Here is a 25020-nt window from a genome sequence, read left to right as displayed (position 1 = left end):
CACGGAGCAGCACTTGAACCCGAGCGTCCCGGTCGCACGCCGCGCACCGAGCCTCCGCGCCTCGCTGGGCATCGGCGAGCGGTTGTTCGCGACCCCGTCCGAGCGCCGCTTCATCAGCGCGGTCGACGACGGGCTCGAGCTCGTCGAGCAGGGCCTCGAGGAGGCCATGCGCTCGACTGACACCCTGGCGGACACCACGAGCCGCTACCTGCTCTCGGCGGGCGGCAAGCGCATCCGGCCGACGCTGACGCTGCTCATCGCGCAGCTGGGCAACGGGGTGACCGACGCGGTGGTCAAGGCCGCGGTGAGCATCGAGACCACCCACCTGGCGTCGCTGTACCACGACGACGTCATGGACGAGGCCCCGGTCCGCCGGGGGGTCCCGGCGGCGCACGTGACCTACGGCAACAACGTCGCGATCCTGACCGGCGACCTGCTCTTCGCACGTGCCAGCCTGATCACCGCCGACCTCGGGACCGAGGGCATCCGGATGCAGGCGGAGACCTTCCAGCGCCTCTGCATGGGGCAGCTGCACGAGACGACGGGCCCGCAGCCCGGGGACGACCCGGTCGAGCACTACATCCAGGTGCTCAGCGACAAGACGGGCTCGCTGATCGCCACGGCGGCCCGCGCCGGCGTGATGTTCTCCGGAGCCGACCGCGCCTACCTGCACGCCGTCGGGACCTTCGGCGAGAAGGTCGGCGTCGCCTTCCAGCTCGTCGACGACGTCATCGACCTCGCCCCGGCGAAGGACCGCACCGGCAAGATCGCCGGCAACGACCTGCGCGCCGGCGTGGACACCCTGCCGCTGCTGCAGCTGCGTCGCCTGGCCGCCGCCGACGACGGCGCGGCCGACCTGCTCGCCCGGATCGAGCACGACGTGAAGGACGCCCCCGACGACGCCGTGGACTCCGCGCCGTACCGGTCGGCCGTCGCCGCGCTGCGCGAGCACGAAGCCACCACCGCCACCCGCGCCGTCGCCGTCCGTTGGGCGGAGGAGGCGGTCGAGGCCCTGGAACCGCTGCCCGACGGCACCGTGAAGCGCGCGCTGACCCGCTTCGCCGAGTCCGTCGTCGAACGCAGCCGCTGACACGAGGGCCCGCCGAGGCCCACCGGGAGCACCCGCCCGAACGAACTGGAGACATCAGTGCCCACCCTGCGAATCGCCATCGTCGGCGCCGGTCCCGCCGGCATCTACGCCGCGGACATCCTGCTGCGCGAGGCGCACGGCACCGACGTGTCGATCGACCTCTTCGAGCAGCTCCCCGCGCCCTACGGCCTGGTCCGCTACGGCGTCGCACCGGACCACCCGCGCATCAAGGGCATCGTCAACGCCCTGCGGGACGTCCTCGACCGCGGAGTCGTCCGACTCTTCGGCAACGTGCGCTTCGGGGAGGACATCACCCTCGACGACCTCAAGCAGCACTACAACGCCGTGCTGTTCTCGACCGGCGCGATCAAGGACGCCGAGCTCGACGTCCCCGGGGTCGACCTCGACGGCTCCCACGGTGCCGCGGACTTCGTCAGCTGGTTCGACGGGCACCCGGACGTGCCGCGCACGTGGCCGCTCACGGCGTCGAGTGTCGCGGTGATCGGCAACGGCAACGTCGCGCTCGACGTGTCCCGCATCCTCGCGAAGCACGCCGACGACCTGCTGCCCACCGAGATCCCGGCGAACGTGTACGAGGGGCTGCAGGCGAGCCCGGTCACCGACGTGCACGTGTTCGGACGACGCGGTCCGGCGCAGGTGAAGTTCACGCCGCTGGAGCTCCGCGAGCTCGGTGAGCTCCGCGACGTCGACATGGTCGTGTACGACGAGGACTTCGACCACGACGAGGCATCGCTCACCGCGATCCAGACCAACAAGCAGGTCATGGTGATGAACCGTGTCCTCGAGCAGTGGCGCACGCGTGAGGTCGGGCAGGCCAGTCGCCGGCTCCACCTGCACTTCTGGGCGAAGCCCGTCGAGATCGTCGGCGAGGACGGCCACGTCACGGCACTGCGGTACGAGCGCACCCGGCCGAACGGCGAGGGCGGCGTCGAGGGCACCGGCGAGGTCCGCGAGCTCCCCGTGCAGGCCGTGTACCGAGCGGTGGGCTACTTCGGCTCCCCGCTGCCCGGTGTGCCCTTCGACGAGAAGACCGGCGTCATCCCGAACCGCGAGGGCCAGGTGCTCGACGAGGACGGCTCGCCGCTCCCGGGCGTCTACGCGACCGGGTGGATCAAGCGAGGCCCGGTCGGCCTGATCGGGCACACCAAGTCCGACGCGATGGAGACCGTCCAGCACATCGTCAACGACCAGGCCTCGTGGTGGACGCCGGCCGACCCGTCGCCCGAGGCGGTCCCGGCACTGCTCCGCGAGCGCGGCGTGGACTACACCGACCTCGACGGCTGGCACGCCCTCGACGAGCACGAGCAGGCCCTGGGCGCCGCGGAGGGTCGCGAGCGCATCAAGGTCGTCCCGCGCGACGAGATGGTCGACGTCTCGCTCCGACGCACGCCCTCGCCCACGAGCTGACCGCAGCACGATGACCGCGTCACGCCCCGCACCGCCCGCCGCGATGCGGGGCGTGCTCGTCGCGCCCGGTCGTCTGCAGGGCGTCGACGTGGCGCGGGCGCTCGCGCTCCTCGGCATGATGGCGGCCCACGTCGGCGGCATCGCCGAGGCCGTGGACTGGGGTGACCCCGGCACGTGGTCCGCCGTGGCGCACGGACGGCCCTCCACCCTGTTCGCGGTGCTCGCGGGCGTCTCGATCGGTCTGACGAGCGGACGGACGGATCCGCCAGGACCACCGGCCATCGGGCGGATCCGGGCACGGCTGGCGATCCGGGCCGTGGCGGTGGTCGCGGTCGGGCTCCTGCTCATGGCGCTCGGCACACCCGTCTACGTCATCCTGCCCACGTACGGCGCGCTCTTCCTGCTGGTGCTGCCGGCGCTCCGGTGGCGACCGGGCTGGTTGCTCGTCGCCGCGGCGGTGTGCGCGCTGCTGTCGCCCGTGGTTGCGCTCGCGTCGGCACCGTCCTACGCCGGCGCCGGCATGTGGGAGGTGCAACTCGGGCTGGTCTACCCGGTGGTCACCTTCCTGGCCTACGTCCTGGTCGGTCTCGCGGTCGCCAGGGTCGGACCGGAGGCGCGGCGTGCGCAGGTCGCGCTCCTCGCGTCCGGGCTGCTGGTCGCCGTCGCGGCCTACGCGGTCGGCAACGTCCTGGCGCCGGTCCCGGTCGACGCCGGGGTCGAGGCGTTCCCCGGGGTCCCGTGGGCGCCGGACGGCAGCGGGGGAGCCGTGGCGCTCGCGCAGCTGCTGCTGTCCCCGCGCGACCACTCGTCGTCGGTCGTCGACGTCGTCGGGACCGCCGGGGTCGCGGTGGCGGTGCTCGCCCTGTGCACCCTGGTGTTCGACGGCCGCGGCCGGACGGTCTCGCGGATCGCGTTCCCGCTCGCCGCGGTGGGGTCGATGCCGCTGACGGTCTACGCCGGGCACCTCGTCGTGATCGCGCTGCTGCCGGAGTACCCGGAGTCGGGCACGGTGTGGGCGGGGTTCGCGATCGGGTCGGTGCTGTTCGCGATGCTGTGGCGCACGTTCCTCGGGAGTGGACCGCTCGAGCGCCTGGTCGCTCGCCTCACCCGTCTGGTGCCGGCCGCGCCCTGACCGGGGAGGCGGGCGGTCGCCGATCCTCCCGGCCGTGGGTCCCTACTGCAGGGCGGCGGTGAGCCGCGCGACGTTGTCGAGGACCTGCGACCGGCGCGGGCGCTCGAGCCACGCGTCCAGGGTGAGCTCGAACGACGCGTCCTTGTACGCGGCCTGCACACCGCGGAGCGCGTCGACGAACCGGCTGCCGCGCACCATCACCGAGACCTCGAGGTTGAGGCTGAACGACCGCATGTCCATGTTGCTCGACCCGATGACGGAGACGTCGTCGTCGATGGTGAAGTGCTTCGCGTGCAGGATCGTCGGCGCCCGGTAGAGCCAGATCCGGACACCGGCGCGCAGGAGCTCCTCGTAGTAGGAGCGCTGTGCGTGCCACGTCATCGCGTGGTCACCGATCTCGCCGACGAAGAGCTCGACCTCGACCCCGCGCTGGGCGGTCGTGGTGATCGCGTAGAGCATCGAGTCGTCGGGGACGAAGTAGGGCGAGGTGATGGACACCTTCTCCTGTGCGGAGTACAGCAGCGCGTTGAACAGGCGCAGGTTGTTCTCACCGTCGAAGCCGGGCCCGGACGGTACGACCTGGCAGTCGAGCGCGTCGCCGCGGTCGGCGCGCTGGACGGGGTCGCTCTCGCGGAGCAGGAGCTCGTCGGTCTCGCTGTACCAGTCCGTCACGAACAGGGCGTTGAGTCCCGCGACGACGGGACCCTCGAACCGGGCGAACAGGTCCTTGTAGACCATGCCCTTCTCGATGTGCGACTGCAGGTCGTACGACGGGTCGATGAGGTTCTGCGAGCCCGTGAAGGCCACCGAGCCGTCGATGACCATGATCTTCCGGTGGTTGCGCAGGTCGGGCCGCTGGAACTTCCCCTGCAGCGGCTGCAGCGGCAGCATGAGGTGCCACTCGATGTTCGCCCGGTCGAGGAACGCGAGCGTGTCCTTGTAGCCCGGGTACCCGCGGCTCGCCCAGTGGTCGAGCAGGAACCGCACGGTGACACCGCGTGCCTGGGCACGGGCCAGCGCCTCGAAGTACGGCCGGGTGGTGTCGTCGATCGTCGCGATGTAGAACTCGACGTGCACGAAGCGCCGGGACTGGTCGATCGCCCGCGTCATCTCCTGCACCGACTCGTACGAGTCGGGGTAGAGCTCGGCGGAGTTGCCGCCGACCAGGGGCATGGCGCCCAGCTCGCGGTTCAGCTTCGTCACGGACTCGAGCCACAGCGGCCACGGGTGGTCGCGGCGCACACGCTCGATGCCCTCGGTCTGCTCGAGGATGTACGCGTTGATCTCGGTCTGCTTCTCGCGCCGTGCCTTCGGCAGCTTCGTCGACCCGATGACCATGAAGACGATGAACCCGATGTAGGGGATCAGGAAGATCGCGAGCAACCAGGCCGTCGCGGTCTGCGGCTTCCGGTTGTAGGGGACGTAGATGATCGAGAAGACGCGGATCGCCAGGTCCAGCAGGACCAGGAGGACGGTGACCGCGACGCCGAGCCAGTGCTCCACGGGCGCGGCGCTAGCGGAAGTTGATGAACTGCAGCGGCACGTCGAACTCTTCACCCTTGAGGAGCTGGATCGTGTTCTGCAGGTCGTCGCGGCTCTTGGAGGAGACGCGGAGCTCGTCGCCCTGGATCTGGCTCTTGACGCTCTTCGGGGCGTTCGCGCGGAGGAACGCGCCGATCTTCTTGGCGACGTCCTGCTCGATGCCGTTCTTGAACTTCACCTCGATGCGGTACTCCTTGCCCGAGGGGTAGGGGTCTCCGGCGTCCAGGCTCTTCAACGAGATGTTCCGCTTGATCGCCTTGGTCTGCAGCACGTCGAGGACGGCCTTGGCGCGCTCCTCGGAGTTCGCCTTGATGAGGACGTCCTCGCCGCTGAACGCGATCGAGGCGTCGGCGCCCTTGAAGTCGTACCGCTGCTCGATCTCCTTGGCGGCCTGGTTGAGGGCGTTCTCCGCCTCCATCTTGTCGACCTTGCTGACCACGTCGAAGGAACTGTCTGCCATGCGGGACAGCCTAACGGCGCGACGGGATCCCGGTTCGGTGGTCACGAGCACCCTCCGACGTCCGGTATGCTCTTCAGCGCGCCTTCGGTTGGTGACCACACCGGTCGGGTGCGCACACGGCAAGTTACCCAAGCGGCCAAAGGGATCTGACTGTAAATCAGCCGGCGTAGCCTTCGGGGGTTCGAATCCCTCACTTGCCACAGCGAACAGCCCCGTCCGATCCGGACGGGGCTGTTGCCGTTCCCGGCCTGGCGTCCTTCCGGGGCCTGATCCGGCAGGCTGGTGCCATGCCCGACAGCCTCGCTCCCGCCCAGTTCGCCGACCTCGCCGAGTCGATCGCCCGTGAGGCAGCAGCGCTCGCGGCCCGCCGACGAGCGGAGGGGGTCGAGGTCGCCGACCGGAAGTCGAGCATCGTCGACGTCGTCACGGCTGCCGACCGGGAGGTCGAGGACCTCGTCCGCACGCGGATCGCCGAGGCGCGTCCCGACGACGCCTTCCACGGCGAGGAGTCCGGCTCCGGTGCCGGGTCCACGGGGATCACCTGGGTGGTCGACCCGATCGACGGCACGGTCAACTACCTCTACGGCAGTGAGCAGTACGGGGTGAGCATCGGCGTCGTGCGGGGGAGCGCGGACCCGACGCAGTGGGAGGCGCTCGCGGGGATCGTCGTGGCGCCGGCGACCGGCACCGTGTTCCGGGCGGTGTCCGGCGAGGGCGCGACACGCGACGGCGTCCCGCTCCGCGTGTCGACCCCGTCGTCCCTCGCGGAGACGCTCGTCGCGACGGGCTTCGGCTACACCGCCGACCGTCGGCGTGAGCAGGTCGCGGTGCTGGCCGGCCTGATCGGCGAGGTGCGGGACGTCCGTCGCGCGGGAGCGGCGTCGCTCGACTGCTGCGCGGTCGGGGCCGGCACCGTCGACGCGTACTACGAGCGCGGCATCAACCCGTGGGACATGGCGGCGGGGTCGCTCGTCGCCGCCGAGGCCGGAGCGAGCGTCCGGATCTGGGAGGCCGGCGGCACGCGCTCCTTCCTGTTCGCGGCCCCCGCCGTCGCCGACCAGCTGGAGTCCCTGGTCCGTCGGCTCGAGTCCGAGGTGCTCGCCGACTGACGGCCCGGAGGCGCACTCGCCGGGCGCCGGCAGGGTCCGGTGGGGCACCGCTCGCGGACGGTGCACGGTCGTGCAGACGACTGGCGGTGCGCGACGGCCCCTGCTAGCGTGCTCCAGTCCCGTTATCTGCTCGTTACACACGAGCGCCCCGTGCCCCGATCAGGATCAGCCTCGAACACATGCCCCACGCCTCCACGACTGCGCAGACGCCCACCCGCACCGAGACCGAGCCGGCCGTGCACCTGACGCGACGCGCACGCATCGAGGCCGAGCGTCGAGCGGCTGCGACCAGCACCCCGCGCTCCGCAGCGGCTCCGCAGTCCCCGGTCGACGTGCCGTCGTTCGACGAGCTCGTCGCCCCGACGACGCCCGCAGCCCCGGTCTCACCGATCGACCTCGCGCCGGCCTCACCGGTCCGGCCGGCACCGTCCGCCGGAGCGGTCACGCCGCCCGCGCCGGTCTCGCCCGACGTCGCGCCGGCGGCGGACGCCTCGCGCGCCCCGACCCCGGTCGTCGATGCGGTCCGTCCGTCGGGAGCGCGACGTCCCGCGACCGCCCCGACGTCCGGCGGCAGGGCTCCGGAGGCCGGCCGCGGCCGTGCACGGCGCACCGCCGCGGCCGTCCGCGTCGACCGTGCGACCCGACACATCAGCAGCGCCTCGGCGTCGTCGGTGTCCACGGGCAGCACGCGCGGTGACGCCTTCCGCCGGAACGCCTCGCGGGTCACCGCCGTCGGCGCACTGCTGTTCGCCGCCGGGCTGGTCGTGTCGACGTCGCTGCCGGCGCAGGCGCTCTGGGTGCCGCCGGCGGACACCACCGCGGCTCGCGCCACCGCCGCCGGCGGAGCACAGTCCCTCAGCGTGGGCAACGGTGCCGTGGAGGCCGAGACCACCCGCGACCAGTACTCGGTGACGTCCGCCACGCAGTACAAGAACGTCGACGCGTCGTCCTTCTCGAACGACCCGAACGGCTCGATCCAGTGGCCGTTCCTGACCGGGGTGCCGATCACGTCGGGCTTCGGCGGTCGTCAGGTCGAGGGCTGCTCGTTCTGCTCGACGAACCACATGGGCGTCGACTTCGCCCCGGGCGAGGGGACCCCGATCCGCTCCGTCGCCGCGGGCACGGTCATCAAGGTGCAGGCGCACGACGGCGGCTTCGGCAACGACGTGTGGGTGCAGCACGACGTCGACGGCAAGCAGTTCGTCAGCGTGTACGGCCACATGAAGGACGGCACGTTCAAGGTCGTCACCGGGCAGGAGGTCGCCGTCGGCGACGAACTCGGCGAGGTCGGGTCGACCGGCAACTCGACCGGCCCGCACCTACACCTGGAGATCCACGTCGGTGGCGTCCCGGTGGACCCGCTGACCTGGCTCCGCGCCAACGCGAACTAGCGGAGGAGCGGCGGCACGCCCGGGCGACACGTCCGGTTCCCGACCACCGTCGCACGTCTGCTACGCTCGTCTGGTGCCGCCGAGCGGCACTCGCCCCGATAGCTCAGTGGTAGAGCACTTCCATGGTAAGGAAGGGGTCGTCAGTTCAATCCTGACTCGGGGCTCCGACCCGGAGCTGTTGTCGCTCCGGATCTCCGGCGGGGTAGCTCAGTTGGTTAGAGCACACGACTCATAATCGTGGGGTCACGGGTTCAAGTCCCGTCCTCGCTACCACAGGCCCGGCGGCCAGATCGCCGGGCTTTCGTCGTTCCCGGGGCGCGTCGTTCCCGGGCTGCGTCGGTCTCGAGGCACGTCGGCTCGGGGCGTCATCGGTCTGATCCGAGGCCCGTCGCTCCGCCCGATCCTTCCCATCGCGGGCGCTGTACCGAGTGGGATCGAGCATGCCGAGGGTTCCTGGCAGACCAGGTACGCCCGTTCTCGCCAGGTACGCCCGTTCTCGCCAGGTACGACTGTCCTCATCAGGCGCGCCCGTTCTCGCCGGGTGTGCCTGCCCCTGCCGCGCTGTGACGCTCCGCGGTCGCGCCTCAGCGCGGGGGAGTGGTCAGCACTCCCGCCGCCCGGAGGGCCCGTTCGAGCGTCGCCTCCACCTGCTGCCGGGCGCTCCGCCGACGCCCGGAGCCGATGCCGCCCCCGGACACCGCCGTGGCGTGCTGGGCGTGCCGGAGCGTGATCGTGGTCGACGTCCCCGTGACGGTCGTCGAGAGCTCGTACCGCCGGAACTCCCGCGCCGGGTGCACGAGGGCGCCGAGCAGGATCGTCAGCAGCCGGTTGCCGATCGTCGCGGTGATCGTGCCCCCGGTCGACTCGACCCGGTGCCCGGTCTGTCGGAGTGCCGCGCCGGCGACCTCCATGGCGGTGCACCGGTCGCCCGTGTGGACCGCGTACTGCGTCGTGTGCTCCATGAGTCCCTCCCCGTCCCCGGAGTCGTACCCGGCGTCCCCCCGGACACCGTGCGGCGAGCATAGCCGATGCATGCTCAGGGAGAGGGCGTGTGTCGAGCGTGCTCGGTAGACTCCCACGCGTGTCAGTGAACCCCGAGCTCGTCGGCAGGACGTTCCCGCCGGCCCAGCCCTACCTGGTCGGTCGTGAGAAGGTGCGCGAGTTCTCGCGCGCCGTGTTCGCGACGAACCCGATCCACCACGAGCCCGACGCCGCCCGCGCCGCCGGCTACACCGACGTGGTCGCCCCGCCGACCTTCGCCGTCGTCGTGCAGGAGGCGACGCTCGCCCAGCTCCTGGCCGAGCCGGACGCCGGCATCGACTTCTCCCGCGTCGTGCACGGTGAGCAGTCCTTCACCTACGACCGGCCGATCGTCGCGGGCGACGAGCTGACCGCCACGCTCACCGTCACCAGCGTGAAGACCCTCGGCGGCAACGCCATGGTGACCGCCGAGAGCACGATGCAGGACGCCTCGGGGGAGCACGTCGTCACCGCGACCTCCACCCTCGTGGTCCGAGGAGACGACGCATGACCACCGCACCCGCCACCGCGCTCGAGGTCGGCACCGTCGTCGCCGAGCGCGAGGTCCACCTCACCCGCGACGCGCTCGTCCGCTACGCCGGTGCCTCGGGCGACTTCAACCCGATCCACTACCGCGACGACGTCGCCGCCTCCGTCGGGCTCCCCGGCGTGCTCGCGCACGGCATGCTGACGATGGGGCTCGCCGTCCAGCCCGTCGCCGAGTGGCTCGGCGACCGCGGCTGGGTCCAGCGCTACGGCGTCCGATTCACCCGCCCCGTCGTCGTCGACCCCGAGCAGGGCGCGACCGTCGGCGTCGTCGCGAAGGTCGGCACCGTCGACGACCAGGGGCGTCCGCAGCGCATCGACCTCACCGTGACCGCCGCCGGGCAGACCGTGCTCGGCAAGGCGCAGGTCACGGTGGTGTTCCGCTGACCGTGTCGACGCGACTCGCCGACCTCACCACGTTCCGCGTCGGAGGTCCTGCGGCGACGCTCCTGGTCGCGGACACGACCGACGAGCTCGTCGCGCACGCGCACACCGCGTGGCAGGACGACGAGTGGCTCGTCGTCGGTGGCGGCAGCAACCTGCTCGTCGCCGACGACGGCTTCGCCGGCACCGTCGTGCTCGTCCGGACGCGCGGTGTCGACGCCGAGCCCGACGAGGACGGCGTCACCGTCCGCGTCGCGGCCGGTGAACCGTGGGACCGGTTCGTCGCGACGACCGTCGAGAACGGTTGGACCGGCCTGGAGGCCCTCAGCGGCATCCCGGGCACGGTCGGTGCCGCCCCCGTGCAGAACATCGGCGCCTACGGGGTCGAGCTCTCCGACGTGCTCTCCCGCATCGAGTTCCTCGACGCGTCGACGGGGGAACGCGCGTGGGTGGACGCGGCCGAGCTGGCGCTCGGCTACCGCACCTCGACGCTCAAGCACGGGCGACGAGGCGTGGTGCTGACGGTCGAGTTCCGGCTCGGCGCCACCGTGGTCGAGGGCGTGCCCGTCCGCTACGCCCAGCTGGCCGGCTCGCTCGGCGTCGAGCTCGGCACCCCGGTCGACCCGATGACCATCCGGACGACGGTGCTGCGCCTGCGGTCGTCCAAGGGGATGGTGCTCGACGACGCCGACCCGGACACGTGGAGCGCCGGCTCGTTCTTCACGAACCCGATCGTGTCGGCCGGGTTCGCCGAGACGCTGCCGCCGGAGGCCCCTCGTTGGCCGGCCGGCGACGACGTGAAGCTCAGCGCCGCGTGGCTCATCGAGCACGCGGGGGTGCACCGCGGGTACACGGTCCCCGGGTCGCACGCCGCGATCTCGTCGAAGCACACCCTGGCGCTGACCAACCGCGGGGGTGCCACCGCAGCCCAGGTCGCCGAGCTCGCGCGGTACGTCCAGGTGACCGTCCTGAACCGCTTCGGCGTCTCGCTGGTCCCGGAGCCGGTCGTGGTGGGGGACCTGCTCGGCGCGAGCTGACCACCGGACGGTCGCCGCGCCTCCCGGCCGTCGCAGTCTCGCGAGACGCAACGTGGGCGGCTCCGCGCAGCGGTCAAGCGCTGCGCGGAACCGCCCACGTTGCGTGCTGCGGAGGGGGCTACGCGGAGAAGAACGCCGCCAGCCGCCGGACGCCCTCGGCGATGTCGTCGTCGCCGAGCGCGTAGGACATCCGGATGTAGCCGGAGGGGCCGAAGGCCTCGCCCGGGACGACCGCGACCTCGGCGTGCTCGAGGATCAGGTCCGCGAGCTCGAGCGTGGTCGTCGGGGTCGACCCCGCCCACTCGCGGCCGAGGAGCGCCGTGACGTCGGGGTAGACGTAGAAGGCGCCCTTCGGGGTCGGGGTGACGAAGCCCGGGATCGCGTTGAGCCCCTCGACGATGGCGCGACGGCGGCGGTCGAACGCCTCGCGCATCGCCGCGACGGGCTCCTGCGGGCCGGTGAGGGCTGCGATCGCGGCACGCTGCGACACGTTCGCCACGTTCGACGACAGGTGCGACTGCAGGTTGGACGCGGCCTTCACGGCGTCGGCCGGGCCGATGGACCACCCGACGCGCCACCCGGTCATGGCGTACGTCTTCGCGACGCCGTTGACGAGGATCGTGGTGTCGGCGAGGGCCGGCACCGCGTCGAGGATGCCCGTGAAGGCGACGTCGTCGTAGACCAGGTCCTGGTAGATCTCGTCGCTGACCACCCAGATGCCGTGCTCGAGCGCCCACTCGCCGATGGCCTTCGTCTGCTCGGCCGAGTACACCGAGCCGGTGGGGTTCGACGGCGAGCAGAACAGCAGCGCCTTGGTCCTCGGCGTGCGCGCTGCCTCGAGCTGCTCGACCGTGACGAGGTAGTCCTGGTCGCTGCCCGCGAAGACCTCGACCGGGACGCCGCCGGCCAGGCGGATCGCCTCGGGGTAGGTGGTCCAGTAGGGAGCGGGCAGCAGGACCTCGTCGCCCTCGTCCACGATGGTCTGGAAGGCCTGGTAGACGGCCTGCTTCCCGCCGTTGGTGACGATGACCTGCGACGGGTCGACGGTGACGCCGGACTCGCGAGCGGTCTTCTCGGCGATCGCCCGCTTGAGCTCGGGCAGGCCCGTCGCCGGCGTGTAGCGGTGGTTCGCGGGGTCCTGGACGGCCAGGACGGCGGCGTCGACCACGTGCTGCGGCGTCGCGAAGTCCGGCTCGCCCGCCGCGAACGAGATCACCGGACGACCGGCGGCCTTGAGCGCCTTGGCCTTCGCATCGACCTTGAGCGTCGCGGACTCGGCGATCGCGGCGATGCGCGACGCGATGCGCGGACGGGCGGAGGTCGCGGCGACGGAGTCCGTCGCGGTCTCGGGGGCGGTGGACTCGGGGCCGGGGGCTGCGGTGCTCACGGCCGCCAGCCTACCGGCGCGGCACGCCGGGGGGAGCGGCCGAGTGGACAGCGTGTGACGGACTCCCGTACACTCGACCACCGGCGCACGGAACGGTGACGGGACGTGCCCCAGGGGGTTCCGACCCCTACAGGGCGGTGGCTCAATTGGTAGAGCAGCGGTCTCCAAAACCGCAGGTTGCAGGTTCGAGTCCTGTCCGCCCTGCAAGTCTGGAAGGTGTGAAGGTGGCGAGCAAGGACATGGAGACGACGGCGGACGACGTCGTCGCGAAGGCCAAGGCCGACCGTGCTCAGCGTGGTGGCCCGATCGCTGCCGTCGTCCTCTTCATCCGCCAGGTCATCGGCGAACTCCGCAAGGTCGTCACGCCGACCCGCAAGGAGCTCTTCAGCTACACCGGCGTCGTGCTCGTCTTCGTCGTCGTGATGATGATCCTGGTGTCGATCCTCGACTTCGTCTTCGGTCTCGGCGTCGGTTACGTCTTCGGCAACGGTCCCACGGCCTGACCCGTCGCCGACCGGCCTGACGGCTGGTCTGCTGCGTCCGTTCACCTGGCCGGACCCCGACAGGAGTACGGTCGCCCGAGACGGCGACGGACGCGAACCGCTCCGGCCACTCACCCGATCCGCACCACCGAACGGAAAGAACCGCAGTGTCTGACTACTCCCGCGACGACATCGACCTCGCCACGGCTGCCGAGCAGTCCTCCGAGGTCGAGGAGAACCAGGAAGGCGACGTCGAGACCGCCGAGGGCCGTTCGGTCGAGTCCGCCGAGGAGCGTGCGATCTCCGTCGAGGACGAGGACGCCGAGTCCCTCGGGACGAGCGACGAGCCGGACGACGGCACGGTGGACACCTCCATCGACGAGGCGCTCACGGCGCTGGCCGAGTCCCGCGACCCCGAGGCCGACGCCGTCGTCGACGACGCGCTCGACATCGACTCCGCCGACGAGGCCGAGGCCGCCGTCGAGGCGGTCGAGGACGAGGAGGAGACCGAGCTCGAGGACGCCTCCGCAGCCGACGCGAACGAGACGCTCGCCGCGGACGAGGCCCTCGACGCCGACGAGGTCGACGACGAGCCCGCCGAGGTCGACCCGTACGACGCCTTCAAGGCCGAACTGCGGATGAAGCCGGGCAAGTGGTACGTCATCCACTCCTACGCGGGCTTCGAGCGCCGCGTGAAGTCGAACATCGAGAACCGCATGATCTCGATGTCGATGGAGGACTCGATCTACCAGGTCGAGGTCCCGATGGAGGACGTCGTCGAGATCAAGAACGGGCAGCGCAAGCTGGTCACCCGCGTCCGGATCCCCTCGTACGTGCTCGTCCGCATGGACCTCAACGAGGACTCGTGGTCGGTCGTCCGCCACACCCCCGGTGTCACCGGCTTCGTCGGCAACGCCCACAACCCGACGCCGCTCCGCTTCGACGAGGCGTTCGGCATGCTGAAGTCGCTCGTGCAGGTCGCCGAGGCCGCACCGACCAAGGGTGGCGCGAAGTCCGGCGGTGCCGCACAGGCGCAGCCGCAGGCCGAGGTCGACTTCGAGATCGGCGAGACGATCACCATCAAGGAAGGCTCGTTCGCGGGCCTGCCGGGTTCGATCTCCGAGATCAAGCCGGAGAGCGGCAAGCTCACCGTCCTCGTCTCGCTGTTCGAGCGCGAGACCCCGGTCGAGCTCAGCTTCGACCAGGTCACCAAGCTGTAGTAAGCTACTGAGGTTTGGCCCCGCGTGCTGTGGCATGCGGGGCTTCACCGCGGTCCGGATCCGCCGGGCCAGCGGGAGAGTGCACGGATCCCCGTGCGTTCGATTCCAGGAGGAAGCACAACATGGCACCGAAGAAGAAGGTCACGGGCCTCATCAAGCTGCAGATCAACGCGGGCGCCGCCAACCCGGCCCCGCCGATCGGTCCTGCGCTCGGTCAGCACGGCGTGAACATCATGGAGTTCTGCAAGGCGTACAACGCCGCGACCGAGTCGCAGCGCGGGAACGTCGTGCCGGTCGAGATCACCGTCTACGAGGACCGTTCGTTCACGTTCGTCCTCAAGACCCCGCCGGCCGCAGAGCTGATCAAGAAGGCCGCGGGTGTGCAGAAGGGGTCCTCGACCCCGCACACGGTCAAGGTCGCGAAGATCTCGATGGACCAGGTCCGTCAGATCGCCGAGACCAAGCAGGCCGACCTGAACGCCAACGACATCGAGCAGGCCGCGAAGATCATCGCCGGCACCGCTCGTTCGATGGGCATCACGGTCGAGGCGTAAGCCTCAGCGCCCCACACACCCCGACCCCTTTCCGTGGGAGAGCCTCGCCGGCTCGTCAACCACGTAGCTCCTGAGGAGAACACCATGGCGAAGAAGTCCAAGGCCTACCAGGCCGCGGCCGCGAAGATCGAGGCCGACAAGTTCTACACCCCGACCGAGGCAGTCGCCCTCGCGAAGGAGACCGGCTCGGCGAAGACCGACTCCACGGTCGAGGTTGCGCTGAAGCTCGGCGTCGACCCGCGCAAGGCCGACCAGATGGTCCGCGGCACGGTCATCCTGCCGCACGGCACGGGCAAGACCGCCCGCGTCATCGTATTCGCCGTGGGCGCTGCGGCCGAGGCCGCCATCGCCGCCGGTGCCGACGAGGTCGGTGGCGACGAGCTCATCGCGAAGGTGGCCGAGGGCTACACCGCGTTCGACTCCGCCGTCGCGACGCCGGAGCTCATGGGCAAGGTCGGTCGTCTCGGCAAGGTGCTCGGCCCGCGTGGCCTCATGCCCAACCCGAAGACCGGCACCGTGACCCCGAACGTGGCGCAGGCCGTCAACGACATCAAGGGCGGCAAGATCGAGTTCCGCGTCGACAAGCACGCCAACGTGCACTTCGTCGTCGGCAAGGCCTCGTTCACGCCGGAGCAGCTCGACGAGAACATCTCGGCCGCGCTCGAGGAGATCGTCCGCCTCAAGCCGTCCGCGTCGAAGGGCCGCTACATCATGAAGGGCGCCGTCTCGACGACGTTCGGACCGGGCATCCCGCTCGACGTCAACGCCATCTGATCGACTGATCAGGCCAAGAGGACCCGCACCGATCGGTGCGGGTCCTCCTGCGTTCCCGGGGGTCCGACCGGATACCGTGGCCTCGTGCGGACCCTCGTGAACTCCCTCCGGCTCGTCGCCGTGATCGCGGTCGTCGCTGCGGTCCTCGCGCAGTGGCTCGTGACCTCCCGGACGCCGGACTACCTGTTCTGGAACTTTTTTGGCTACTTCACGATCCAGTCGAACCTCATCGTCGCGGTGGCTTTCGCGCTGACCCTGGTGGCAGCAGCGCGACGGCAGCGCAGCAACCTGCTGCTCACCGGGTTCCGGGGTGCGGCGACGGTGTACATCGCCACGACGGGCGTCGTCTACAACACGCTGCTCGTCGGGGCCTCGGTGTCGAACACGGTGCCGTGGTCGAACGACGTGCTGCACAAGGTGATCCCGCTGTACGCCGTGCTCGACTGGCTGGTGTTCTCCGACCGGGCGCGGCTGCTCCTCCGGCACGTCTGGTGGTTCCTGGTCTACCCGGCGGTCTGGCTCGTCGTGGTGCTCGTCCGCGGCGCGACCGACGGGTGGGTCCCGTACCCGTTCCTGGACCCTGCGCAGGGCTACGGCGTCGTGGCGCTGTACTGCCTCGGCGTCGCGGTGTTCATCGGGCTCATGGGGATCCTCGTGGTGGGGATGAGCCGGCTGCGTCTGCTGCGGGTCTAGACCCGGAACGTCCGGAGCTTGTCGAGCACGAGGTCCGCGAGCTGGACGAGCCCGCGGATCTGGTCGTCGTCGCGGTCGACCCACCGGCACTCGGGTTCGTCGGCGACGGGCACGAAGTCGTCGTGGCGCTCCCACACGAACAGGGTGCGGTCGGCCCCCAGGACGTACTGCTGCCACCAGACCTGGCGCAGGTAGTGCCGGGGGATGCTCCGCCAGCCCTTGCCCGTGGTCTTGATCTCGGCGAGCACGAGTCGGTCCGACGCGTCGTGGCCGACGCCGTCCGGGGTCGCCAGGTGCGCGCGGTTCGTGCTCGCGTGGAAGAGGTGGGCCGACGGCTCGATGCCGTGCGTGGCCGCGACCCAGGCGGCGATCACGGGCTCACGGTCCTTGCCGTGCTCGGTCCAGGCGTTGCCCGAGAACCGGGAGCCGTACCGCTTCTCGGCGACGACGGTCTCGACCGCGCGCAGCGACGCGAGCCGTGCGACGTCGGTCGCGGTGATGCCCATCGCGCGGGCGCGGAGCCACGCCACCCGGTCGGACGAGTGCGCGACGATCCGCTCGGTGTGCCCGCGGAGCGCGGTGAACGCGTCGTGGCCACCGGGCGCGGACCGCGGGCCCGCGGCAGGACGACCGACGGGAGCAGCGTCGCGTGCAGCCGACCGCACGGCGGACGTGGCCGGCGCGGCGGAGGCGGGGAGGGCCTCCAGACCGGGGTCCAGGTCGCCCCACAGGGTGGGCTGCACGATCGTCACCGGACGATTGTCACCCCGCGGGCCGACACGGCGCGAACCGACGCGCGCGGCGTCCGCCCTCAGGAGACGAGCTGACGGCCCTCGGCGGGGGCGACGAGCTCGTCGACGCCGGCGGGGGAGAGCGCGTAGTCGAGGGCGAGCACGGCTGCGCCCTGCAGGGCGGCGACGGAGCCCGCACGGGACTGCGCGATCACGAGGTGCTCGGTGGCGAGGGGCATCGAGCGGGCGTAGACGACCTCGCGGACACCGGCGAGCAGGTGCTCCCCGGCACGGGTGATGGAGCCGCCGAGCGTGATCACGGACGGGTTGACGAGCGAGACACAGGTCGCGAGGACCTCGCCGATGTCCCGGCCGGCCTGTCGGACGGCCCCGATCGCGTCGAGTTCCGACCGGTTCACCAGGTCGATGACGTCGCCGCTGGTGTGCACGTCGTGGCCCTTCGCCCGCAGGGCGCGGGCGATTGCCGGGCCGGAGGCGACGGCCTCGAGGCAGCCGGTGTTGCCGCAGTGGCACGGCACGTCGCCCGCGCGGGACACGCGCACGTGACCGATGTCGCCCGCCGTGCCCTGCGCGCCCCGGCGGAGCTGCCCGTCGGAGACGATGCCCGAGCCGATGCCGGTCGCGACCTTCACGAACAACAGGTGGTCCAGGTCCGGCCAGCCGTACGCCCGTTCGCCGAGCGCGGCGATGTTCACGTCGTTGTCGACCAGCACGTGCGCGGCGACGTGGCCGCGCAACCAGCCGGGGACGTCGAAGCCGTCCCAGCCTGGCATGATCGGCGGGTTCGCCGGGCGCCCGGTGGAGAACTCGACCGGGCCGGGGACGCCGATGCCGATCGCGACGACGTCGTCGCGCCGCCGACCGACCTCGTCGAGCAGTTCGTCGACGGTCTCGACCAGCCACGTGAGGGTGGGGACCGGGCCGGCGGCGATGTCGATCGCGGCCTCCCGCGTCGCGAGCGGGGCCCCGACGAGGTCGGTCACGGCGACCCGCCCGTGCGAGGCACCGAGGTCGGCGGCCACGACGAGGCGTGCGCGCGGGACGAGGGCGACCTGGGCGGGGGGACGGCCGCCGGTCGACGCGGCGGTCTCGACGGGGCCCACGAGCCCCACGTCGACGAGGGCGTCCAGGCGCACGGCGATCGTCGAGCGTGCGAGTCCCGTCAGGGCGGCGAGCTCCGCCCGGGTCCGCGGCACACCGTCGCGGAGGATCTGGAAGAGTTCGCTCGCTCCGACCGGCGGCGACGCTGCCGTCCGGGTGAAGTCGATCATGTCGGGAGTGAAGCACACATCGAACGCGCCACGCAACGAAGACTGTCGAGGACTTCGCAACTTCTGCTTGACCGCCGACAGAAGCGGCCATAGTGTGACGCTCGATCACTGACGATCCACCATCTCGACGAGGAGAACCCCTGGTGACACAACCCCTGTCGGTCCAGCTCTACACGGTGCGGGACGCCCTCTCGGCGGACCTGCCGGGCACGCTCCAGCGCATCGCGTCGATCGGCTACACGAACGTCGAGGCCTTCGGCTTCGTCGACCGCGCCGAGGAACTGCGCGACGCCCTGGCGGCCGCTGGCCTGCAGGCACCGAGCGGCCACGCCCGTCTGCTGGACGCCGGGGAGCAGGACCTCGAGCGCATCCTCCACGCCAGCGTCACGGTCGGGCTGGGGACGCTCATCGACCCGCACATCGACGAGGCCCGCTGGACGACCCGCGAGGACGTCGAGGCCGTCGCCCGCGAACTCAGCGCACTGGCTCCCCGCGCCGCCGACCACGGACTCGTGCTCGGCTACCACAACCACGCGTTCGAGTTCTCGAACCGCATCGACGGCGTGAGCGCCTACGAGGTCTTCGCCGACGCGCTGTCCGACGACGTCGTCCTCGAGCTCGACACCTACTGGGTGACGGTCGGTGGCGACGACCCGGTCGCGATCCTCGGCAAGTACGGCGACAAGGTGCAGTTCCTGCACGTCAAGGACGGCGACGGCTCGCACGACGACGAGAAGCAGGTCGCGGTGGGCAACGGCGTCATGCCGATCCGCGACATCGTCGCCGCGGCGCCGGACGCCCAGCACGTCGTCGAGCTCGACGGCCACGAGGGCGACGTGTTCCAGGCCGTCGCCGACTCGTACACGTTCCTGCAGGGGGTCCGCGCATGACCGACACGACGACCGCGGCGGGCGCGCAGCAGTCCGACGACGCCGCGCGCCGCACCGGCCCGGTCGGGGTCGGCGTCATCGGGGCCGGGGTCATCTCCGACCAGTACCTGTCGAACCTCACGGTCTTCCCCGACGTCGAGGTCCGGTTCATCGCCGACATCGACGAGGCACGTGCCGCCGCCCAGGCCGAGAAGTGGGGCGTCGCCGGATCGGGATCGGTGGAGGAGCTCCTCGCCGACGACGACGTCGAGATCGTCGTGAACCTGACCATCCCGGCCGCGCACGTCGAGGTCGCCCTCCGCGCCCTCGCCGCGGGCAAGCACGTCTGGGGCGAGAAGCCCTACGCGCTCGACCGTTCCAGCGCGGCCGAGCTCCGGGACGCGGCGCGCGCCGCCGGCAGGACCGTCAGCGTCGCGCCGGACACGTTCCTCGGCGCCGGACTGCAGACCGCCCTCCGGACGATCCGCGACGGTCGGATCGGCACGCCGCTGAACGGTCTGACGCTCTTCCAGAGCCCCGGCCCGGAGTCGTGGCACCCGAGCCCCGAGTTCCTGTTCGCGGACGGCGCCGGCCCGCTGTTCGACATCGGCCCGTACTACATCACCACCCTGGTGCAGGCGTTCGGACCCGTCGCGAAGGTCACCGCCACCGCCTCGAAGTCCCGTGCCACCCGCACGATCGGCTCGGGTCCGAAGGCCGGGACGGAGTTCCCCGTCGACGTGCCGACGAACCACTCGGCGCTGATCCAGTTCGAGGACGGCGGGAGCGCGCAGAGCGTGTTCTCGTTCGAGTCCGACCGTGGCCGCACCGGCTTCGTCGAGATCGCGGGGGAGACGGGGACCGTCGTGTTCCCGGACCCGAACGACTTCGACGGCGACACCGAGCTGTACGTGCTCGGCGCCGACGAGCCCGAGACGATCCCCGCCGTCGGGTCCACCTACTCGCGGGGGACGGGCGTGGTCGACCTGGCCCGCTCCCTCCGTGCGGGTGAGGAGAACCGGGTCCCCGGCGACCTCGCCTTCCACGTCCTCGACGTGATGGTCTCCATCGCCGAGGCGGCAGAACGTGGTGAGACGGTGCTCGTGGAGAGCACCGTCGCACCCTCCCCGACCCTCCCCGAGGGCTGGGACCCCGCGGAGTCGACCCTGTCCTGACCGGACGCGCCGGCGTCCGTCCGCGGACGACGGCACACCCGGGCAGGGCATCGGGACGACCCCGCACGCCGGTGACGGCGACGTCGACCGGCACGCACACAGCAGCACCCGACACGTACACCCCTTCGCACCATCTCAACGACGAGAAAGTAGAGAGTCATGCGCACTGCCATCCGCGCACTGGCCATCACCGCGGCCGCGGCACTCACCGTGACCGGCCTGGCGGCCTGCTCCTCCGGGTCGTCCGGTTCCTCCGGCGACTCGAAGACGCTCACGTACTGGGCGTCCAACCAGGGCACGTCCCTGCAGAACGACAAGGAGGTGCTCACCCCCGTCCTCGAGAAGTTCACCAAGGAGACCGGGATCAAGGTGGACCTCCAGGTCATCGGCTGGAACGACCTGCAGACGAAGATCACCACCGCCGTCACCTCGGGCCAGGGCCCGGACGTGGTCAACATCGGCAACACCTGGGCGACGTCGCTCCAGGCCACCGGCGCCTTCCAGGAGTTCGGTGACTCGGAGATGGAGGCGATCGGCGGTGCCGACAAGTTCGGCAAGGTCGCGCTGTCCACCGGTGGTGCTCCGGGCAAGACCGTCACGAGCGTCCCGCTCTACGGCCTCGCCTACGGCCTGTACTACAACAAGCAGATGTTCAAGGACGCCGGCCTCGAGGCACCCACCACGTGGGAGGAGCTGACCGCCGACGCGAAGAAGCTCACCACCGACGGCAAGTACGGCTTCACCATCGCCGGTGGCTCGTACACCGAGAACGCGCACTTCGCCTTCATCAACTCGGCGCAGAACGGCGGCGAGTGGTTCGACGAGGACGGCAACCCGACCTTCACCCAGAAGGCGAACGTCGACGGCATCAAGCGCTACCTCGACCTGATGCAGTCCGACAAGGCGGTCAACACCTCGAACGCGCAGTACGACAACGGCACGCAGGCGGTGTCGGACTTCGCGAACAAGAAGGCCGCGATGATGCTGACGCAGAACAACGCCAACGCCACGATCACGTCGAACGGCATGTCCGCCGACGACTTCGGCGTGGTGCCCTTCCCGGCACCCGAGGGCGCGAAGGACATCGCCTCCTTCCCCGCCGGCATCAACCTGTCGGTCTTCAAGAACACGAAGAACAAGGACGGTGCGCTGAAGTTCGTCAAGTACATGACGAGCGAGGACACCCAGACGACGCTCGACAAGCCGTACTCGGCCCTGCCGGTGCTCGCCTCGGCTGCCGACTCGGTCTCCGACGAGCAGACGAAGACGTTCCTCGACATCTACAACAACAAGGCGAAGCCGCTCCCGCTGGTGCCCGCCGAGGACCAGTTCGAGTCGACGGTCGGCAAGGCGATGAACGACATGTTCGCCAAGATCGCCACCGGCGGCACGGTGTCCGACAGCGACATCAAGACGGCCCTGCAGACCGCGCAGGACCAGGTCTCGCAGTCGGTCGGCTAGTCGGCCGGGAGGCCCGGGGTGCGTCCGCAGGACGCGCCCCGGGCCTCGCCCCTCCACACCCGGCCCCGCGCCGGGGGTGAGCGCATCGGCTCACGCACGCCGCGCCTCCCGTCCGCTGCCACGGACCCGCGCGAAGCACCGATCCCCCTCCTGCCGGAAGGCCCCCACCCATGACCACCTCGGTCCTGCCCGACTCCGAGCGCATCGACCTGACCCACACGAAGGCACCGACCCTGTCGGGGCCGCAGCCGGGTCGGAAGCCGAAGCGCCACTGGCTGCCGTACGCGCTCGTCGCGCCGGCGGTCCTCTTCGAGCTGCTCATCCACATCGTGCCGATGCTCACCGGCATCTGGATCTCGTTCGTGCAGCTCACCAAGTACTTCATCGCGAACTGGGGAGCCGCGCCCTTCGCCGGGCTGCGGAACTACTCGGTCGCCATCGACTTCGACCAGGCCATCGGCAAGGGCGTCCTCAACTCGTTCCTCATCACCTGCGGCTACACGGTCATCGTCGTCGCGCTGGCGTGGACCTTCGGCATGGCTGCGGCGGTCGCGCTGCAGAAGCCCTTCAAGGGCCGCGGGCTCTTCCGCACGCTCTTCCTCGTGCCGTACGCGCTGCCGATGTACGCCGGCATCATCACCTGGAAGTTCATGTTCCAGCGGGACTCGGGTGCCGTGAACCACGTCCTCGTCGACCAGCTCGGACTCTTCGGTGGGCAGGGACCGTTCTGGCTGATCGGCTCGAACGCGTTCGTCTCGGTCGTCGTCGTCGCGATCTGGAAGACCTGGCCGTTCGCGTTCCTCATGCTCATGGCGGGCCTGCAGTCGGTGCCGAACGACGTGTACGAGGCCGCGTCGGTGGACGGTGCGAAGCCCTTCCGCCAGTGGCGCTCCATCACGCTGCCGATGGTCCGTCCGGTCAACGTGACGCTCGTGCTCGTGATGTTCCTCTGGACGTTCAACGACTTCAACACGCCGTACGTGCTGTTCGGCTCGACCGCGCAACCGCCGGCCGCCGACCTGCTCAGCTTCCACATCTACAACGCGTCGTTCATCACCTGGAACTTCGGTTCCGGCGCCGCGATGAGCGTGCTGCTCCTCATCTTCCTGCTCATCGTCACGGGCATCTACCTGGCCGTGACCAACCGGAGGTCCGTCCGTGCGTGAAACAATGGGCGCCAAGTCCTTCAAGGTCGTCACGATCGTCCTGTTGACGTTGTTCACGGTCGTCCCGCTCTACGTGATGATCACCACGGCGATGAAGCCGCTCGGCGACGTGCAGGACAACTTCACGTGGATCCCGACCAACATCACCCTCCAGCCGTTCATCGACATGTGGTCGACGGTGCCGCTGGCGAAGTACTTCGTGAACTCGCTCGTGGTCTGCACGATCGCGACGCTGTTCTCGCTGATCATCGCCACGTTCGCCGCGTACGGTGTCTCGCGCTGGAACTTCAAGGGCAAGAGCACCTTCACCACGGCGGTGCTCTCCACCCAGATGTTCCCGGGCGTGCTGTTCCTGCTGCCGCTGTTCCTCATCTTCACGAACCTCGGCAACGCGCTCGGCATCCAGCTCGTCGGGTCGTGGCTCGGCCTGATCATCACCTACCTGACGTTCACGCTGCCGTTCTCGATCTGGATGCTGTCCGGGTACTTCGAGACGATCCCGCGGGAGCTCGACGAGGCCGCGATGGTCGACGGCTCCGGACCGATGGGCGCGCTGTTCCGGGTCATCCTGCCCTCGGCGCGACCCGGTCTCGTCGCGGTCGGCATCTACTCGTTCATGACCGCGTGGGGCGAGGTCCTCTTCGCCTCGGTGATGACGAACGGCGACGGGCAGCTGCTCGCGAACGGTCTGCAGCAGTACTCCACGCAGACGAACGTGTACTGGAACCAGATCATGGCGGCGTCGCTCGTCGTCTCGATCCCGGTCGTGGTGGCGTTCCTCATCGTGCAGCGCCAGTTCGTGGCCGGTCTGACCGCGGGTGCGGTGAAGTAGGCGCTCCCGGCTGGCCCGGCCGGGCTCGGCTGGCGGGCCCGGCCGGCCTACCCGAGACTCGGCTCGGCGGACAGTTTCGCGGGACTTCGCCCGTGGAACTGTCCGCCGGGCCGAGTCTCGTCGGTGCGTGGTCCGATGCGACAGGATGGACAGATGACGGGGGCGCGAGGACGGCAGCTGCTGCCGGGGCAGAGCAGCCGGGTGCACGTGTACGACGTCGAGACCCGGACGTCGAGGCTCGTGTTCTCGTCGGACCGGGTGCTCGCCGAGGCGCCGAACGTGCGCGACGACGGCACGCTCGTGCTGAACGGGGACGGGGACCTCTGGCTCCTGACCCCGCCGGCGACGGGCAGCGACACGGTGCTCGACGAGACCGCTCTCGTCCGCGTGCCGATGCCGGGCGTCGACGAGATCAACAACGACCACGTGCTCGACCCCGGCGGCGACTCCGTGGTGGTGAGCGCCCGCGACGGCGAGCTGTACCGGGTCCCGTTGCCCGAGGGCGGGTCGGCGGTCCGCATCACCGACACCGCCGCGGTGCTGCCGGTGGTCCGGAAGTACTACCTGCACGGCATCGCGCCCGACGGTTCGACCCTCGCGGCGATCGTGGGGGAGCGCACGCCGGAGGGGGTCTGGACGACCGACGTCGCCCTCGTCGACGCAGCGTCCGGCGACACGACCTTCCTCACGCGGGACCCCCACCCGGACGACGGGTGCGCGATCACGCCGGACGGCGCCACCGTCCTGTTCAACACCGAGCGCTTCACACCGGGCACCGCGCAGCTCGCGTCGCTCCGGCTCGAGTCCGACGGCGCTGCGGGCGACGGCGCTGCGGACGACCCCGGTGTGGGCGGTCCCGTGCAGATCACCGCCGACGACCGCGTGAACTGGTTCCCGCACCTGTCCCCGGACGGCGCGCACATGCTCTACCTGTCGTACGGCCCCGGCGTGCAGGGGCACCCCGCCGACCACCGGGTCGAGCTGCGGCTGCTGCCCGGGGTCCTGGCCCGGGGCGCGCGGATCGCCGTCGTGCCCGAGACCCTCGTCGCGCTCGACGGCGGCCAGGGGACCGTCAACGTGCCGCCGTGGTCGCCCGACTCGCGCTGGTTCGCGTACTGCGACTACCCCGTCACCTGAGCGCGTCGGGCCGCTCCGCGGGAGTGTCCGCGCAGACCCGCACCGCACGACGCAACGTCGGCGACTGCTCGCAGCGGTGTCGCCGTGCGGGCAGCCGCCGACGTTGCG

The 25020-nt window shown here is 70.7% G+C and carries 25 protein-coding genes and 4 tRNA genes; 23 read left to right on the top strand and 6 right to left on the bottom strand.

All coding sequences use genetic code 11. The features are described from left to right. The first annotated feature begins 13 nt into the window (after positions 1-13). From NI26_RS11050 to NI26_RS11040, 3 genes are read left to right on the top strand one after another with little or no spacing between them, the layout of a single operon-like run. Complete coding sequence (locus NI26_RS11050; protein ID WP_066655261.1) at positions 14-1090, top strand: polyprenyl synthetase family protein; 1077 nt, start codon at positions 14-16, stop codon at positions 1088-1090. Positions 1091-1147: 57 nt separating this feature from the next. Beyond that, on the top strand, positions 1148-2518 hold the full coding sequence (locus NI26_RS11045; protein ID WP_066655254.1) for an FAD-dependent oxidoreductase: 1371 nt from the start codon (positions 1148-1150) through the stop codon (positions 2516-2518). A 10-nt stretch (positions 2519-2528) separates the two neighbouring features. Further along, positions 2529-3650 (top strand): heparan-alpha-glucosaminide N-acetyltransferase domain-containing protein, encoded by a 1122-nt coding sequence (locus NI26_RS11040; protein WP_081984963.1) that lies wholly within the window; start codon positions 2529-2531, stop codon positions 3648-3650. A gap of 42 nt (positions 3651-3692) precedes the next feature. On the opposite strand, the gene cls is transcribed toward NI26_RS11040, so the two are convergent. Together cls and NI26_RS11030 are read right to left on the bottom strand one after the other, a co-directional pair. Then, positions 3693-5153, bottom strand: coding sequence for a cardiolipin synthase (gene cls / locus NI26_RS11035; RefSeq protein WP_066655251.1), 1461 nt, complete (start codon positions 5151-5153; stop codon positions 3693-3695). Between the two features lie 10 nt (positions 5154-5163). Beyond that, complete coding sequence (locus NI26_RS11030) at positions 5164-5652, bottom strand: YajQ family cyclic di-GMP-binding protein (protein ID WP_066655250.1); 489 nt, start codon at positions 5650-5652, stop codon at positions 5164-5166. Between the two features lie 118 nt (positions 5653-5770). Here NI26_RS11030 and NI26_RS11025 point away from each other — a divergent pair. The 5 genes from NI26_RS11025 (at position 5771) to NI26_RS11005 (ending at position 8425) form a co-directional block, all read left to right on the top strand. Then, positions 5771-5852: transfer RNA gene (locus NI26_RS11025), tRNA-Tyr, on the top strand. Between the two features lie 87 nt (positions 5853-5939). After that, a complete protein-coding gene (locus tag NI26_RS11020) occupies positions 5940-6761 on the top strand; it encodes an inositol monophosphatase family protein (RefSeq protein ID WP_066655248.1) in 822 nt (273 codons plus the stop codon). A 179-nt stretch (positions 6762-6940) separates the two neighbouring features. Continuing rightward, positions 6941-8152 carry a M23 family metallopeptidase gene (locus NI26_RS11015; RefSeq protein ID WP_066655244.1) on the top strand — a complete coding sequence of 404 codons (1212 nt, stop codon included), beginning with the start codon at positions 6941-6943 and terminating at the stop codon, positions 8150-8152. A 92-nt stretch (positions 8153-8244) separates the two neighbouring features. Next, a tRNA-Thr gene (locus tag NI26_RS11010) sits at positions 8245-8316 on the top strand. A gap of 32 nt (positions 8317-8348) precedes the next feature. After that, positions 8349-8425: transfer RNA gene (locus tag NI26_RS11005), tRNA-Met, on the top strand. A gap of 311 nt (positions 8426-8736) precedes the next feature. Here NI26_RS11005 and NI26_RS11000 read toward each other — a convergent pair. Beyond that, positions 8737-9114, bottom strand: coding sequence for a hypothetical protein (locus tag NI26_RS11000; protein WP_066655242.1), 378 nt, complete (start codon positions 9112-9114; stop codon positions 8737-8739). Positions 9115-9233: 119 nt separating this feature from the next. Here NI26_RS11000 and NI26_RS10995 point away from each other — a divergent pair, with 119 nt between their 5' ends. From NI26_RS10995 to NI26_RS10985, 3 genes are read left to right on the top strand one after another with little or no spacing between them, the layout of a single operon-like run. Further along, the gene (locus NI26_RS10995; RefSeq protein WP_081984962.1) at positions 9234-9683 is read left to right on the top strand and encodes a MaoC family dehydratase N-terminal domain-containing protein; all 450 of its coding nucleotides are present in this window, start codon (positions 9234-9236) and stop codon (positions 9681-9683) included. Beyond that, positions 9680-10105, top strand: a complete 426-nt coding sequence (locus NI26_RS10990; protein WP_066655238.1) for a MaoC/PaaZ C-terminal domain-containing protein — start codon at positions 9680-9682, stop codon at positions 10103-10105. Before NI26_RS10995 ends, NI26_RS10990 begins: the two co-directional genes overlap by 4 nt. Further along, positions 10102-11139, top strand: coding sequence for a UDP-N-acetylmuramate dehydrogenase (locus tag NI26_RS10985; RefSeq protein ID WP_066658454.1), 1038 nt, complete (start codon positions 10102-10104; stop codon positions 11137-11139). The genes NI26_RS10990 and NI26_RS10985 overlap by 4 nt, the downstream gene beginning before the upstream one ends. A 118-nt stretch (positions 11140-11257) precedes the next feature. On the opposite strand, the gene NI26_RS10980 is transcribed toward NI26_RS10985, so the two are convergent. Beyond that, positions 11258-12442 (bottom strand): pyridoxal phosphate-dependent aminotransferase, encoded by a 1185-nt coding sequence (locus NI26_RS10980; RefSeq protein WP_066658451.1) that lies wholly within the window; start codon positions 12440-12442, stop codon positions 11258-11260. 215 nt (positions 12443-12657) lie between these two features. On the opposite strand from NI26_RS10980, the gene NI26_RS10975 reads away from it, so the two are divergent. The 6 genes from NI26_RS10975 to NI26_RS10950 all read left to right on the top strand — a co-directional run bounded on the left by NI26_RS10975 (position 12658) and on the right by NI26_RS10950 (position 16249). Further along, positions 12658-12730 (top strand) — tRNA-Trp (locus tag NI26_RS10975). 20 nt (positions 12731-12750) lie between these two features. After that, positions 12751-13029, top strand: coding sequence for a preprotein translocase subunit SecE (secE, locus tag NI26_RS10970; RefSeq protein WP_066658449.1), 279 nt, complete (start codon positions 12751-12753; stop codon positions 13027-13029). 146 nt (positions 13030-13175) lie between these two features. Continuing rightward, entirely contained in the window at positions 13176-14228 is a 1053-nt protein-coding gene (gene nusG, locus NI26_RS10965) for a transcription termination/antitermination protein NusG (protein WP_066655237.1), read from the top strand. Positions 14229-14350: 122 nt separating this feature from the next. Then, positions 14351-14782 carry a 50S ribosomal protein L11 gene (gene rplK / locus NI26_RS10960; RefSeq protein ID WP_017888638.1) on the top strand — a complete coding sequence of 144 codons (432 nt, stop codon included), beginning with the start codon at positions 14351-14353 and terminating at the stop codon, positions 14780-14782. A gap of 84 nt (positions 14783-14866) precedes the next feature. Then, positions 14867-15556, top strand: coding sequence for a 50S ribosomal protein L1 (rplA, locus tag NI26_RS10955; protein ID WP_066655236.1), 690 nt, complete (start codon positions 14867-14869; stop codon positions 15554-15556). Between the two features lie 84 nt (positions 15557-15640). Further along, positions 15641-16249: a Pr6Pr family membrane protein gene (locus NI26_RS10950; protein ID WP_066655235.1), complete on the top strand. Its 609-nt coding sequence runs from the start codon at positions 15641-15643 to the stop codon at positions 16247-16249. On the opposite strand, the gene NI26_RS10945 is transcribed toward NI26_RS10950, so the two are convergent. Both NI26_RS10945 and NI26_RS10940 read right to left on the bottom strand, forming a co-directional pair. Next, the gene (locus tag NI26_RS10945) at positions 16246-17001 is read right to left on the bottom strand and encodes a YqaJ viral recombinase family protein (RefSeq protein ID WP_066655232.1); all 756 of its coding nucleotides are present in this window, start codon (positions 16999-17001) and stop codon (positions 16246-16248) included. The genes NI26_RS10950 and NI26_RS10945 overlap by 4 nt on opposite strands. A gap of 59 nt (positions 17002-17060) precedes the next feature. Continuing rightward, the gene (locus NI26_RS10940; RefSeq protein ID WP_066655230.1) at positions 17061-18272 is read right to left on the bottom strand and encodes an ROK family transcriptional regulator; all 1212 of its coding nucleotides are present in this window, start codon (positions 18270-18272) and stop codon (positions 17061-17063) included. Positions 18273-18415: 143 nt separating this feature from the next. On the opposite strand from NI26_RS10940, the gene NI26_RS10935 reads away from it, so the two are divergent. From NI26_RS10935 to NI26_RS10910, 6 genes are all read left to right on the top strand, one after another. Then, a complete protein-coding gene (locus NI26_RS10935; protein ID WP_066655229.1) occupies positions 18416-19162 on the top strand; it encodes a sugar phosphate isomerase/epimerase family protein in 747 nt (248 codons plus the stop codon). Then, positions 19159-20316 carry a Gfo/Idh/MocA family protein gene (locus NI26_RS10930; protein WP_066655228.1) on the top strand — a complete coding sequence of 386 codons (1158 nt, stop codon included), beginning with the start codon at positions 19159-19161 and terminating at the stop codon, positions 20314-20316. The genes NI26_RS10935 and NI26_RS10930 overlap by 4 nt, the downstream gene beginning before the upstream one ends. A gap of 159 nt (positions 20317-20475) precedes the next feature. Beyond that, positions 20476-21777, top strand: coding sequence for an ABC transporter substrate-binding protein (locus NI26_RS10925; RefSeq protein ID WP_066655227.1), 1302 nt, complete (start codon positions 20476-20478; stop codon positions 21775-21777). A gap of 170 nt (positions 21778-21947) precedes the next feature. After that, a complete protein-coding gene (locus NI26_RS10920) occupies positions 21948-22943 on the top strand; it encodes a carbohydrate ABC transporter permease (protein ID WP_200884102.1) in 996 nt (331 codons plus the stop codon). A 4-nt stretch (positions 22944-22947) separates the two neighbouring features. Then, the gene (locus tag NI26_RS10915) at positions 22948-23775 is read left to right on the top strand and encodes a carbohydrate ABC transporter permease (protein ID WP_235426348.1); all 828 of its coding nucleotides are present in this window, start codon (positions 22948-22950) and stop codon (positions 23773-23775) included. A gap of 153 nt (positions 23776-23928) precedes the next feature. Further along, entirely contained in the window at positions 23929-24912 is a 984-nt protein-coding gene (locus NI26_RS10910; protein WP_066655216.1) for a TolB family protein, read from the top strand. Positions 24913-25020 lie beyond the last annotated feature (108 nt).

It is taken from the genome of Curtobacterium sp. MR_MD2014, from assembly GCF_000772085.1.
Classification (GTDB): domain Bacteria; phylum Actinomycetota; class Actinomycetes; order Actinomycetales; family Microbacteriaceae; genus Curtobacterium.
Note: the sequence above shows the minus strand (reverse complement) of the source record. Positions and strands in the feature narration are given on the sequence as shown.

Bases quoted from the DNA above. Each gene is read 5' to 3' on its own strand.
- NI26_RS11040 (WP_081984963.1), top strand. From the start codon at position 2,529: ATGACCGCGTCACGCCCCGCACCGCCCGCCGCGATGCGGGGCGTGCTC.
- NI26_RS11015 (WP_066655244.1), top strand. From the start codon at position 6,941: ATGCCCCACGCCTCCACGACTGCGCAGACGCCCACCCGCACCGAGACC.
- rplA (WP_066655236.1), top strand. From the start codon at position 14,867: ATGGCGAAGAAGTCCAAGGCCTACCAGGCCGCGGCCGCGAAGATCGAG.
- NI26_RS10920 (WP_200884102.1), top strand. From the start codon at position 21,948: ATGACCACCTCGGTCCTGCCCGACTCCGAGCGCATCGACCTGACCCAC.
- NI26_RS11030 (WP_066655250.1), bottom strand. From the start codon at position 5,652: ATGGCAGACAGTTCCTTCGACGTGGTCAGCAAGGTCGACAAGATGGAG.
- NI26_RS10915 (WP_235426348.1), top strand. From the start codon at position 22,948: ATGGGCGCCAAGTCCTTCAAGGTCGTCACGATCGTCCTGTTGACGTTG.
- rplK (WP_017888638.1), top strand. From the start codon at position 14,351: ATGGCACCGAAGAAGAAGGTCACGGGCCTCATCAAGCTGCAGATCAAC.
- NI26_RS10925 (WP_066655227.1), top strand. From the start codon at position 20,476: ATGCGCACTGCCATCCGCGCACTGGCCATCACCGCGGCCGCGGCACTC.
- NI26_RS10990 (WP_066655238.1), top strand. From the start codon at position 9,680: ATGACCACCGCACCCGCCACCGCGCTCGAGGTCGGCACCGTCGTCGCC.
- NI26_RS11020 (WP_066655248.1), top strand. From the start codon at position 5,940: ATGCCCGACAGCCTCGCTCCCGCCCAGTTCGCCGACCTCGCCGAGTCG.
- NI26_RS10910 (WP_066655216.1), top strand. From the start codon at position 23,929: ATGACGGGGGCGCGAGGACGGCAGCTGCTGCCGGGGCAGAGCAGCCGG.
- NI26_RS11000 (WP_066655242.1), bottom strand. From the start codon at position 9,114: ATGGAGCACACGACGCAGTACGCGGTCCACACGGGCGACCGGTGCACC.
- NI26_RS10930 (WP_066655228.1), top strand. From the start codon at position 19,159: ATGACCGACACGACGACCGCGGCGGGCGCGCAGCAGTCCGACGACGCC.
- NI26_RS10940 (WP_066655230.1), bottom strand. From the start codon at position 18,272: ATGATCGACTTCACCCGGACGGCAGCGTCGCCGCCGGTCGGAGCGAGC.